Source organism: Corynebacterium sp. HMSC28B08 (genome assembly GCF_001806865.1).
Taxonomy (GTDB): Bacteria; Actinomycetota; Actinomycetes; order Mycobacteriales; family Mycobacteriaceae; genus Corynebacterium; species Corynebacterium auriscanis.
The window spans coordinates 62,478-75,646 of the sequence record NZ_KV786184.1 but is presented as its reverse complement, the minus strand read 5'-3'; the positions used below and the strand labels follow the sequence as shown (position 1 = coordinate 75,646).

The 13,169-nt window shown below is 55.4% G+C and carries 8 protein-coding genes; 1 reads left to right on the top strand and 7 read right to left on the bottom strand.

The window, feature by feature from the left end; all coding sequences use genetic code 11:
- Window positions 1-104: 104 nt before the first annotated feature.
- From nrdE to ykgO, 4 genes are all read right to left on the bottom strand, one after another.
- On the bottom strand, window positions 105-2,267 hold the full coding sequence (gene nrdE / locus HMPREF3098_RS09990; RefSeq protein ID WP_083284459.1) for a class 1b ribonucleoside-diphosphate reductase subunit alpha: 2,163 nt from the start codon (window positions 2,265-2,267) through the stop codon (window positions 105-107).
- 187 nt (window positions 2,268-2,454) lie between these two features.
- Entirely contained in the window at window positions 2,455-2,898 is a 444-nt protein-coding gene (gene nrdI / locus HMPREF3098_RS09985) for a class Ib ribonucleoside-diphosphate reductase assembly flavoprotein NrdI (protein WP_070435015.1), read from the bottom strand.
- Window positions 2,899-2,990: 92 nt separating this feature from the next.
- A complete protein-coding gene (nrdH, locus tag HMPREF3098_RS09980; RefSeq protein WP_070435014.1) occupies window positions 2,991-3,221 on the bottom strand; it encodes a glutaredoxin-like protein NrdH in 231 nt (76 codons plus the stop codon).
- Between the two features lie 583 nt (window positions 3,222-3,804).
- Window positions 3,805-3,927 (bottom strand): type B 50S ribosomal protein L36, encoded by a 123-nt coding sequence (ykgO, locus tag HMPREF3098_RS09975; RefSeq protein WP_005288826.1) that lies wholly within the window; start codon window positions 3,925-3,927, stop codon window positions 3,805-3,807.
- Between the two features lie 224 nt (window positions 3,928-4,151).
- On the opposite strand from ykgO, the gene nadE reads away from it, so the two are divergent.
- Window positions 4,152-5,039, top strand: coding sequence for an ammonia-dependent NAD(+) synthetase (nadE, locus tag HMPREF3098_RS09970; protein WP_070435013.1), 888 nt, complete (start codon window positions 4,152-4,154; stop codon window positions 5,037-5,039).
- 51 nt (window positions 5,040-5,090) lie between these two features.
- Here the strand turns inward: nadE and HMPREF3098_RS09965 are convergent, their stop codons facing one another.
- The 3 genes from HMPREF3098_RS09965 to HMPREF3098_RS09955 form a co-directional block, all read right to left on the bottom strand.
- Window positions 5,091-5,741 (bottom strand): vitamin K epoxide reductase family protein, encoded by a 651-nt coding sequence (locus tag HMPREF3098_RS09965; protein WP_070435012.1) that lies wholly within the window; start codon window positions 5,739-5,741, stop codon window positions 5,091-5,093.
- A gap of 260 nt (window positions 5,742-6,001) precedes the next feature.
- Complete coding sequence (locus HMPREF3098_RS09960) at window positions 6,002-6,928, bottom strand: class C sortase (RefSeq protein ID WP_083284457.1); 927 nt, start codon at window positions 6,926-6,928, stop codon at window positions 6,002-6,004.
- Entirely contained in the window at window positions 6,925-13,098 is a 6,174-nt protein-coding gene (locus tag HMPREF3098_RS09955; RefSeq protein ID WP_070435011.1) for a DUF5979 domain-containing protein, read from the bottom strand. The genes HMPREF3098_RS09960 and HMPREF3098_RS09955 overlap by 4 nt, the downstream gene beginning before the upstream one ends.
- Window positions 13,099-13,169 lie beyond the last annotated feature (71 nt).

Sequence of the window (13,169 nt, the reverse complement as noted above, 5' to 3'; positions counted from 1 at the left end):
GCACGACCTGAAGCGGCCAGCACTAGGGAGCTCGGCGTTAACCGCGCCCCTAGGGCTCTTGAGACCCCATTCGGCCAGTTCAAACCTTGCAGTACATACCGCCTTTACAGCATGCAGCTTACGCAGCCTTCAACCTCGGTACCAACCAGCGCGGTTTGGCGCAGGCGGATGTAGTAGATCGTCTTGATGCCCTTACGCCATGCGTAAATCTGAGCACGGTTGATGTCACGCGTGGTTGCGGTGTCCTTGAAGAACAACGTCAGGGACAGTCCCTGGTCCACGTACTTGGTGGCCACGGCATACGTATCGATGATCTTCTCGAATCCGATCTCGTACGCATCCTGGTAGTAATCCAAGTTCTCGTTCGTCATATACGGTGCCGGGTAGTACACGCGCCCGATCTTGCCTTCCTTACGAATCTCAATCTTGGAGGCAATAGGGTGAATAGAGGACGTGGAATTGTTGATGTAGGAAATCGATCCTGTAGGGGGCACTGCCTGCAGGTTACGGTTATATAGCCCATACTCCTGCACAGACTTCTTCAGTGCGGCCCAGTCCTCGGCAGACGGCACCTGGATGCTGGAGTTATCGATGATGTCCCGTACGCGCTCGGTGGTGGGCTGGAACTCCGCCGGATCGTAGCGATCGAAGAACTCACCCGATGCGTAATCGGAGTTCTCAAAGTTCTTGAAGGACTCGCCACGCTCTTTCGCAATCGCATTCGAGGCTTTGAGGGCTTCATACATCACCGCAGCGAAGTACACGTTGGTGAAGTCCAATGCTTCTTCTGAGCCGTAGTGAATGTGCTCACGACCAAGGAATCCGTGCAGGTTCATCTGGCCCAAGCCGATGGCGTGCGAGTGGTCATTGCCCTGTCGCACAGATGGCACGGAATCGATGCTGGTCTGGTCCGCCACGGCGGTCAGCCCGCGAATAGCGGTCTCGATGGTTTTCGAGAAGTCCTGGCTATCCACTGCTTTCGCGATATTCAGAGAGCCTAAGTTGCAAGAAATATCGTCGCCGATGGTCTCGTACGTCAAATCGGCATTAAACACCGACGGGGTGGAGACCTGCAGAATCTCGGAACACAGATTGGAGTGCGTGATGCGCCCCTCGATTGGGTTGGCACGGTTCACGGTGTCCTCGAACATGATGTACGGGTAACCCGATTCGAACTGAATCTCGGCCAACGTCTGGAAGAACTGTCGAGCGTTGATCTTCTGTTTGCGAATCCGTGGATCCTCCACCATCTCCTCATAATGCTCAGAGATTGGAACGTCGGCAAAAGGCTTGCCGTAAATGCGCTCCACATCGTATGGGGAGAACAAGTACATATCGTCGTTGTTCTTCGCCAACTCGAATGTGATGTCCGGAATCACTACGCCCAGCGAGAGGGTCTTGATGCGGATCTTCTCGTCCGCATTCTCGCGCTTGGTGTCCAGGAATCGCAGGATATCCGGATGGTGGGCGTGCAGGTATACAGCACCTGCGCCTTGGCGTGCACCCAGCTGGTTGGCGTAGGAGAACGCATCTTCCAGAAGCTTCATGACTGGAATCACGCCAGAGGACTGGTTTTCAATGTGCTTGATCGGCGCACCGGCCTCACGAATATTGCTGAGCAGCAGGGCCACGCCACCACCGCGCTTGGAAAGCTGCAATGCGGAGTTAATGGAGCGACCAATGGACTCCATGTTGTCCTCAATACGCAGCAAGAAACAGCTAACGGGTTCGCCTCGCTGTGCTTTACCAATGTTCAAGAACGTGGGAGTCGCAGGCTGGAAGCGCCCATCCATGATCTCATCCACCAGGCTTTCCGCCAGGTCACGATCGCCTGCCGCAAGCCCGAGGGCAACCATGCACACGCGGTCTTCGAAACGCTCCAAATAGCGCTTACCGTTGAAGGTCTTTAGCGTGTAGGAGGTGTAGTACTTGTAGGCACCCAAGAAGGACTGGAAACGGAACTTCTTCGCGTAAGCGCGCTTAAACAGTGACTTCACAAATGGGAAGTCGTAGTGATCCAAAACGGCCTTATCGTAGTACTTGTTTTCCACGAGGTAGTGCAGTTTTTCCTGCAAGTCGTGGAAAAATACCGTGTTCTGGTTCACGTGCTGCAGGAAGAATTGGTTGGCTGCTTCCCGGTCCTTGTCGAACTGGATGTTTCCATCTTTGTCGTACAAGTTCAGCATGGCGTTTAGCGCATGGTAATCCAGCTGCTCCGATGCACTGACCGGCTCGGCTACGGTCTTACCAACTTCGCTCGTCGTCATGAAAACCTCTCCTCTATGCACGCTCTGTGAGTCGCCGGCCGGTGCCGGCTTTCGTGCGTGCGCTTGTACTTTGGCTAGTTTAGGCAAGTTTCCCGACATTCGTTCCACTCACCAATTGTTGGATGCTTTTGGTCTTGTGACCTGCTTTTTATCTCGACGCCCCGCTGCACCCGATCGAGGCTATCCATTAGGCGCTCTGTTCCCAGCGCCCTTCGTTTCGCAGTGATGCTTCGAATTCGGCTAAACCCTCACGCACTCGTTGTACATCATGATCAGTTCCCATGAGCTCAAAACGATAGAGGTAGGGCACTCGACATTTGGCGGAGATGACATCGCCCGCTTTACCGAAGTCGACTCCAAAGTTCAGGTTGCCGGCGGCAATCACTCCCCGCAACAGATTCCTGTTGTTCTCGTTGTTGAGGAAGTGGATCACTTGTTTGGGCACGGGCCGATTGAGATCCTGTGTCATTCCCGCTCCACCACCGTATGTGGGCACGATAAGCACATGGGGTTCCGCAACAATCAAAGGTTGTTCGTTTCGTCGCAACGGGATGCGCTTGGCGGGCAGATCCAGTTTCTGCACGAAGCGGTGGGTGTTTTCCGTCGTTGACGAAAAGTACGTAATAAGCATGGGTTTTTCTCCGCTACTAGTTCACGCCCCCAGCCTGTGTAAGGCTGGGGGCGTTGAATTACCCCGGGTTACAACTCCCGAGGTCTGAAGCGCTAGGCAGCCTCGGCAGCTAGGGTGCGAATCCGATCTGGTCGAAACCCGGACCAGTGTGCGTCACCGGATACAACCACTGGAGCCTGTAGGTGCCCCAAAGCCATTACGTAATCCCGAGCCTCATCGTCGAGACTGATGTCCACGAGATCGTACTCGAGGCCCGCCTTATCAAGGGCGCGCGTGGTGGCCTTGCACTGAACACATGCTGGCTTGGTGTAGACGGTGATCATAACGTGTGGTTCTCCTGGTTGGGCGTGGCTGCGACTCTATGCACTATTGGTCAATGGTCCTGCGCGAGCTAATAGAACGAGCGGCTTATCGCCGCATCCATCCGGGCAGTCAAGGCGTTCTCCCCGCTGGGCGCTGTGTTGCACTGCGCCCTCTATTCGCTGTCGCGCTGACTTGTCCGAGACTACACGCCCCGCGGCAACCACACAACTCATTCACCACAATATTTTGGGGTAATTACACGGGATAAATACTACATATAGTAGTTACAACGAGGGAATTCGCAGGTGGCATATCAGCCGCGCCACTACATATTGAACTAAGAAAAAACATTCTTGTAATTCCTACCCACGGCAACCTCACCCGCCGCACACCTTCACCAGCATCCACCCCCCACTGCCGCTACCCCATTATCCAGCCACCCCCCCCTCCCACTATCTCTGCCTCATTACCCAGCACCACCCCTCCCACCAGCACCCAATAAACAAAAAACTCTCGCCACACCCATTGCGAGTGTGACGAGAGTTTCAAGCCTCACAGCGGAGGCAGAAAGACATCCCGTAAAACGGACTGTCAAGAATTCACTTAGCCCTGACGAGCCTTGAAGCGTGGATCCTTCTTGTTGATCACGTAGACCTTACCGTGGCGACGAACGACCTGGGCGCCCGGCTTGTTCTTCAGCGACCGAAGGGACTTGCGGACCTTCATCGGGCGCTCCTTTCTTCATCGACGACTTTCAGCTCAACACCCAGTTCCAACTACAACTCACAAGGGGTTTCGGGAACCGCGACGGGGCTTACCACTATGAAAGGTAGCTCCGGTGTGCGCTAAGGTGTTCAGCACAAACACAAGCGATGATATTACGCGATAGCCTGACATAATCCAAAACCGGAGCCACGGGCCCGATTGTTCTCTCGCCGAAAGGTTACACAATGTCCACCACTGACCCCCGCCCTCTTCAAAGGCGAATTATCGAGGAACTTCACACCCGCCCAACTATTGAACCCGCCCAAGAAATCACCACTAGGGTGAAGTTTCTGGTCAACTACCTAAAGAAGACTCGCGCCAAGGGTTACGTGTTGGGCATCTCGGGCGGACAAGATTCCACGCTGGCGGGAAAGCTGGCTCAGATGGCAGTGGAACAATTCAACGAGGAACAAGCAGGGTGGGCGGAGGCAGATCCACACACCGATCCTTCCTCCCTCACACCAGCAACTTTTATAGCTGTCCGCCTCCCCTATGGCGTGCAGGCCGACGAGGACGATGCACAGATTGCTTTGCAGTTCATTCAGCCAAGCGAATCAGTTGTTGTCAATATCAAAGACTCCACAGATGCGATGGCGGCGGCTACGGCTACTGCTTTGGATATCGACAACATCACCGATTTCAATAAGGGCAACGTGAAAGCTCGGCAGCGCATGATCGCGCAGTACGCCATCGCGGGACAACGCGGATTGTTGGTCATCGGCACCGATCACGCCGCCGAAGCCGTTACTGGGTTTTACACCAAACACGGTGACGGCGCTGCCGACGTCGTTCCGCTAGCAGGCCTCACGAAGAACCAAGGAGCGGCGATGCTGCGTGAATTGGACGCGCCCGAGACGACGTGGAAGAAAGTCCCCACTGCCGATCTCGAGGAAGACCGACCAGCGCTGCCCGATGAGGAAGCCCTCGGTGTGCGATACACCGACATCGATGCCTACTTGCAAGGCGAGGGAGTCTCCGATGAGGCGGCAGCAAGAATCGAGCACTTGTGGTTCACATCCCGTCATAAGCGCACCACACCCGCCACACCTCATGACACGTGGTGGAGGGAGTAGCAGTGGAACCCCGTTAACTAACGGCTCGCCCGGGAATTCCCATTTAGTCAGCTACATCAGAAACTGCATAGCGATAACCGCGGCAAAGCCCACGTACCACACGAGGGTGATGGCCAGCGGCACCCCAATGCCTTCCGCGGTGGGTTGACCGCGTTGGCGTCGAGACTGACGAACCGTATGTGTCAGCGACATGACAAACAGTGGCAGGGTGACCGACCACACGACCATGCACCAAGGGCACAGGGCCACAATGTTGAAGATCGCTTGGAAGGCCAGCCAGTGGACGAAGACAACAGCTAGGCCCAGCCCCACGACAACGCTCCACCACAGCCACCGCGGCAAACGGGCGCCCACCAGCAACACCACGGCGATAGTCATCACCACAGGGAAGCCGATCATGCCGATAAAGGGGTTCGGAAACCCAAAGGCACTGGCTTGGCTGGAAGCCATCACGTCGGAACACGACACCACATCGTTTAAGGTGCAGGCAGGGGTAAAGCTGGAATCCAAGACTAACTTGATCTTGTCGTACATGATCAGGGTGGAAAACCACAGACCAATCGCGGCCAAGACCAACATGAGGATGGCAAAACCACGCGAGGCGGGCAGTCCCCGTGCCGAGCGATCCAAGGTGGTGGCGGGGGCACTGGAAGCCGTGGGTGCGGTGGTTGTGGCCACTGCGGCGGCTGGTGTTTCAGTCATGACAAACTTTCGGTCTCCTGCTCCTCGCTAACGGTCCCGCACGCCATGCTCCCAACTACGTCTTGCTCGTGACAGCGAATAGGCCGATGCCGATGGAGCTTCAGCGCGTTTTTCGCATTTGTGTAGTCAACGACAGCGCGGGGTCCGTGAAGGACAGTTAGTAGTGGACGGTTAGAAGGGGATATCTGCCACAGAGTTTACCGCCATCACCCTTGCCGTCCTAGGTAGTTCAGCCCGAATGGCCTGTGGCCTTTGTCTCCTTAATTCTCCAGCTGTTGTTTTTTCTTTTTCCGACGCCGCGCTCCGAACTCTCGCCATCCCACTAAAAGAAGTACGAGTGCGATAACAATGAGGTCCACAATCATCCACCAGGACAACACCGGTCTCCACTTGTCGGCTGGTTCATTGGGGTTATCCATCGGCACCCTCTCGGCATTAACCAGCAAACGATCGGTATTAATGCCATAGGGGGTACATGTCACCATGGTCAGCTTATCTTTGCCTTTTTCGTAGGTGACTTGCTGCCATTGGTCCGGTTTCACCACCTTCTGGCCGTGCACCTTGTACTTCAGCTTCTCGCCCATCACTTCCACAAACACTTCATCACCATCTTTGAGTTTGCGGAGATTATCGAACATGGATGCGTTGACCATCCCGGTGTGGGCCGATAGCAAGGAGTTTGTTCCATCTCCACCAACCGGCAGATCAGAGCCATACATGTGGCCCACGCCCTTGTACAGCACGCTGGAATTCGTCGTGTGATACACCGGCAAGTCCACATCAATGGCCGGGATCCGAAGCCTCGCCATCACCCCGCCCGTCTCGGGAGGGTTGAGGGTGCTCATGTACCGATCAAAGCCCTCATCCCCTTGCCGCGCTGGGCGCGCGTGGTGACCTTGCCTCGCCAAGAAAGCATTGTATTCCCGCGCTTGCTGCAGATAGTGCTCCGTGAGCTGCGGGGGTTTGATGTTCTCCACATCTTGGGAGTACTTCTGCGCCTGGTTGTTGAGCTGCCAGTCGTTATACAGCGTGGCGACGAGCGGATACAGCAAGATCACCACGCCCAACAAGATCCAAAAGAGATCCCGCCGGCGCTTGCGCGTTTTCCGCTTCTTCCGCCGGGGCGGCGCTGCGCCGAGCCCCTCATGCGGGGCCCGCGCGTGCGCATCTGGGAGATCAGTGGTCATCGCTGCCCATCGTAACCCTGCTGGGAATCCAGACCGTCATTCCACGGTGACGTGACACCTGCGTTGTCGAGGGTGCCATCGCTATCTGGGTCGATGGGACCGTTGTCCGCAAATCCCTCACCCTCGTCATCGTCGCGGCGTCGGAAGTAACGGTAGAGACCATAAGCTAGGGCGAGCAGGCCCAGCAGAATGACAATCAACAACGTCTGAGCACCCGTATCCGGCAGCATCCAGCCGATGGCCTTCTGCAAACGGATCGCACCATACGTGTCCGTGCTGGAGACTGCGCCGGCTTCATCGCTGGCGTTCGCGATGACCGTCACCTCACCCCGGTAGCTGAAGAACGTGTCCGTGGGCTCGGTAATCTCCACGTCAAAAACGCACTCGTGCGCGTTACCGCTGGCAAGTTGCAAGGTGGCCACCTGGCAGAACCCTGGATCGATAACCCCTGAGTCCGGGACTGTGAGGGTAGTGCCCGCGGTATTGGTAATCTTCCGCCCAGCAAGCGATGGATCCTTGAGCGCGAAGCCACTCAGGGATTGTGCGCCTGTGTTCGTGATGGTGTAGTGCATCCTCATCGATGTGGCATCATCTGGAAGAACCGCGGTATCCGCCACTGCTCCCGTGATAGAGCTAATGGGCGAGCCGTCGATCTTCTTTTCGACCTGCACACCCGGGAAGCTGTTCTGTGCAGTGAGAGACCACTCGGCACCCTGGGTAGACAAGTCGGTGGCCGATTCGACCGGCAATACGCTGAAATTGACTCTTCGCAGGTTCTCCTCCAACGGTTCGCCAGGCGCCGGTGCCGGTGCAGGTGCTTGTTCCACCGTGGGATTAGCGATACGCGCGCCATGTTGAGTCACACTGAGGATAGGGTTAGATTCTGCAACTCCATCGTTGATTTCCCGCACAAAGCACGGCGAGTCGATGGGTACCGACGCGAAGGTTCGGCTCTCACCCGTCTTCAGCGTAAAGCTCGGATCATTCGGCGAGCATGACTGCTGGAATTCGAACGTTGCGCCTTCACCCGCATTACCTGCCGAGGTCTTCGTGAATGTCACATCCGCCACGCCTCGGAAGTTGTGGTTTTCCGCGCCAACAACCATTTCAGTCTCCGTAGACGACAAGTCCGCGGGAACCCTGAACGTGAATTGACGGTTCTTCTGGGCATCGGTCACCGCTGCGGGAGCGACCCTCGACAGCGGGGTTGACGGAGCGCCTTCGGCCGCCAGACCCCTAATCCATGAGTTGAACTGGGTTGCCGGGGTCCGGGCTCCCGCAGTTACCGCCAGTTGCTTGCGCGGTGCGAGTGCCGGACTATCGGCAAGATCCATGGTGCAATCCACGCCCACCGGCAAATCCACTATGAATCCACCTGGAGCGGGAGCAGCGGTTGCTACCGATGCACCAATCGGAGTTTCTGCCGTGGTCATCGTCTTAGTGAACGAACTACCTTGCGGATCCTTACATGTGAAGTTAGCTGTGTAACCATTCGGATTGATTCCCTGCAGGTAACCGGTTTGGTTGATGCTGACCCTCACCGGAGTCGTACGGCGCTCGTAACGATTAACGAAATCCCACGATTCCACAGGAGCATCTTCAGTCGATCCAGCGTATTTGGCGATTTTCGGCTTCGCGACGGTCACCTTCAATTCCCGAGGTGTCCCCCTCGGGGGCGTTTCTTCAAATGTACAGAAGGCACCTGCTGGCACGGTTACTTCCGGCGATGTGTAGGTGCCCAAAACATTACCGTTTCCTGCGTCGGCATAGTCCGTAAAACCATTATCCAAAAAGATGGCATTCTCAATGCGCTTGCCATCTGACGCCAGTTCGGAGTACTGGTAACCCACGCCCTTACACTGCATGGTGAAATCAAATTCCTGCCGTGGGCTCAACAAATCCAGATCCCCTTGGCGCCCAACGACCGCCTTCGACATTTTGATCTTGGTGGTGACGTATTCATAATAGTTCGTCAAATCCACTACGTTATTCACCTGGCCATCCGCCCCGCCGTCGACGGTGAGGAAATATTGCGATTCTGTAATACCGTCGGCCAAGTCCTTGTCTATCAAAGCCGTACCGTCGTTTTGGTCCACGACCCAGCTGACCTGACGTGGCCGTAGCTTTGCCCTCAGCAGGGTGCCGTCCCTGTCCTCCAGCTCTAAGTTGAGGTCACCGAACTTATCGCCACGAATGTGACAATCGGCGCCGACTGGTACTCCCCTGAAGGTGGTCGTTCCGGGACCTGTGATGGTGCCGGTGAAGGTGCCCAGCAGGAATCCTTGGGAGCCATCTCCGGTTTCGGGGTCACGACAGTCCATATCAAATGTGTGCGTGTAGAAACCGGGCGTTTTTCCGGCTGCCTTGTATTGCTCCTCAACCGCTGCGGGCAAACGGGCAATCTTATTCAGTTTCACGTCGGACAGCCGGCGCGAATACGTATTCGTAAACGCAACCGTGTTTTCTCCACGGGCCACATCGAATTCCTGCTTCTTTTCAGTTTTAGGCGCTCCATTGGCAGATACTTCCTGCTTCACCGAAATACCAGCTGCAGTCGTTGTTGCACCCTCAGTTGCAGTGCAGTCCGATCCCACGGGGAAAGCACCAAAATCTACTGATGTGGAGGCAGAAACTACACCAGAGTCGGTCGTAGGCGTATCCGCACTATCCGGCAATAGGCAAGAGATTGAAACATTGAACTGGCGATTCCGCTTAACCTCTTGACGGGCAGGGGAAATGTAACCGCCATCGAATTCCACGGATTTGGTACCGGTGATATTCGTGTAAATGAAGTCGTAATCGTGGCTGATGAGAACCGAGGATTGGGTTCCCACCTCCACACGCTTCCGGATAGGTGCGAGGTCGTTAAAGTCCTGCGGCTCGCCCGTCACGTTTTCATCCAATGTGGTGACGGTGGAGTCACGGTCAATCGGGAAATCACCTTGCTGGCCATTGAGTTTCGGGCGGGTTCCTGGATCCCGGCCTTCCTCGGCAATGTCACAGGTGCTGCCTGCAGGCACCATCGCAGCAGGGATAATTACCGACGTTTCTTCCACAGCTGCTGTCTTTGGATCATCTCCCAATTCGATCCGGGCGAACTCACCCAGATCTAGGGCTTCCCCATCGGACGCAGTACAGGACACGGTGTAAACCACACGCCGCGCGAAGGCCTTATTGGAACCGGACTGTTGAGAGATCAAAAGACCATCGCCGACGGCGGTGTAATCATTAGTGATTGTGCGGGTCTCATCCGGTCGGGAAACATTAAACGTTGCCCCGTCGGCATCGTTCGACCACAGAACACCCGTGACGCCTAGGTTCGGTGCTTTCTCACTGAATACACACTCATTCCCGTATGGCACTCCCAAATTACCGTCTTGATCATTGACGAGTGCTTGTAATTCCGGGTCATTGGGATTCATCCGTAGTGGCACAGTTCCACCCTCAGAGACCGTAACGGATCCGGTCAGAGGAACGAACAGAACCTGGCCGTTCGCGCGCGTGACGGAGCGGGGACCACAATCGAAATCAAACCGGTACTCCGACGGCAGATTCACCGACAATCCGTTCCGGTTCACTGCCTTGTTCAACTGAACCTTGCCCAACTTCGGTTCGAAGGTATTACGAACATGGACGACATTCTGGCTGTCCGATGAATCGGTATTCACCGTGATGATCGGCGTTGCCTTTGCCTGTTCATTGGTCAAAGTGGTGATGTTATCCCCAGGATCTGCGAACGTTAGTTCCGTCCTCGTGAGTTTTACGTTCCGAAACTCTGGCGTGTCCTGTTCCCAAATCAAACACCGCGCTCCTACGGGAATGCCTCTAATTCGAGCAGGCGCTCCAGTATCGAGTGTTACGACATCGAGTGTTCCCTCACGCTGCTGCGGGTTGTTCGTTCCGCCCCATGTACACCGGTACTGAACAGGAAAAGCCTTGCCCTTCAGGTCCGGGGAGGCTGCGGCATTGCCCGCTAGTTCCTTAAATACCTTGACATCACGCAACTGGTAGGAATACTTCGCGTTAATGTGCAGATCCGCCTGCGTGGGAGCGCTCCCTTCGGCGTAATCCGGCAAACGGAAATGATAAGCGCCTTCCGCGTCCGCACTAACGGGTTTACCGGCATACGTCACATCGCGGCCGTCGAATTTAATACGGGCGCTTTCCTGCGCATTCAAACCAGTGAGTGGTTTCAACCAGCAATCGCGCTCAACGGGGATATCCGTAATATCTGTGGCGCCCGCGGGTACGCCACTGCCCTGGCGGTTAATGCTCAATGAAATGTGACGGTTCTTCACCGTCGTGCCGTCACACGTCAATTCGAAGTCGTATTGGCGCGGGTAGGCGAAGTCTCCAACAGGATCCCCACTCAGTTCTTTAGAAAAGTGCAGCACGCCAGCTCGGTAATCGTATTGGTTGTTGGCACGCACTGAAACAGTAGATTGCTCTAGCTTTTGTGTTGTGGTCGGCAAAGGGTCACCCGAAGCCGTTCCAGTATTCCACGTCAACGTCAGTTTCTTACCGGGACGAGCAGGAGCGGCACCATCCGGGAAAGTTTCATTAATCGTGCACGTGGTTCCCAAAGGCAGGTTAGGAACCGTTGCGCTTTGCCCCTTTTGCAGCACCTTGCTTCCCGTGAGTTTCACATCGGGGTAAGCGGAGCTGAACTGGTTGTTATCGGTGCACTTGTAGTTCAGCTGGAACGTCCGCAACTGCACTTCATCGAATAGCGCGGCCGTACCGTTAACAGTTTTGGACAGCTGCAAGTTGGAGGCCTGGAATTTCGGTTGCCAATCGACCTGGCAGTTAGTGGGATCATTCCTGCGTTCTGCGACCACCAGCTCGCTGGTGAAAGCTGTTTGGTTCTTGATTAGCGAGTAACCATTAGGAACAGCTCCCTCTTTAATGGTCACCGGTGCGGAGTCACCAATCGTGCACGTCCACACTGGGTTGTACCGGCTAAATACCTTGGATGCATCGGTGCCAGTGGCTTTGGAACGGAAAACGTAATCATCCACTACGTTTCCAGTAATTCCAGCGGCAGGAATTCGGGTGGCCGTCGTGTAATCGCCTGCCGGCAGAGGAATGGGATTCTCAACATTGTTTTGTCGGGTGGCAGCGGTGATATCGAATTTCGTAGCTTGGCCGGTAACGGCCTGCTCATAGGCAGTATCAGAAGAGACTGACCCAGCCACACGGCCAATATTTATGGCCAAGGCTATCGCCTGGCTGCCTGACGTGGACGATCCCAGTGCGAAATCAATGTTCTTCGGGTTTGCGGCACTGGCTAGGAACGTACCCGGGGTTTGAGCTGCCCCCTTATCCGAGAAACAAACGAAATCACGGAAATTGGAACCGGCGGCTCCCCAGTTCGCTGGCTCATTAGCTGGCCCGTAAATCCCATTACACGCGTCGGAAAACCCAGGTGGTGTGATCCTAGTAAGGCGTTCCACATTGCCTTCGCGGTTTTCCATACTGATCATTTCATCGGCCACGCCCGATTCCGTGGTTGCTTCCGCATCTGCCATCATGATTCGGAAATTCGGAACACTCACCCCGCGGTCATCTACCAACGTGATGTTTTCCAGGGAAAAACGAATGAAGTTGTAACCCAGAAGACCCATATTGCCAAACAGGAATGGCTTAGAGGTATCGTCACCATATTTAGTGAATGTGCGTACACCATCTTTGGAATTGCCGAAAGCAGCGTTCGCCCATGACTGATCTTGAGCTGTCAAGCGGTTCGCTGGCCCATAATTAACCTTCGCAGTGAACGCGAGGGTGTACCGGCCGATTTTTCTGGTCACCCGCTCCCCGTTGGCCCAGTTAAAGTTTGCGCCATTTTTGGACATATCGATCCAGCACAATTGCTTGGCCCAAGCGGCTGAGGGGCCATCACCGGCGCGGAAGTTACAATTACCCATGTTGTTGGATAGCCGCGATACTGAAGGCGCCACCGTGTTTCCACCCTGTGCTTCCGCTTGTGGCGGGTCCGGCACAAATGGCACCTCGGGCACCGACATCAAGGTCATTCCCAGTACAAATGCGACGAGAGCTACAACCAGGCGCCGCCCTGCACTGATGGGTGTTGCAATGATCGACTCGCCACCGGTTCGAGTGGTATTCGTCAGCGGGTTTTCCTGCTGCCTAGTTCCCATCTCAATTCCCATTGTGTGCCTTTCGGAATGCTTATTCTGTGGTGATATTTTGTGGTGTTTGTCGTGAGGTTGAGGCTCACTTG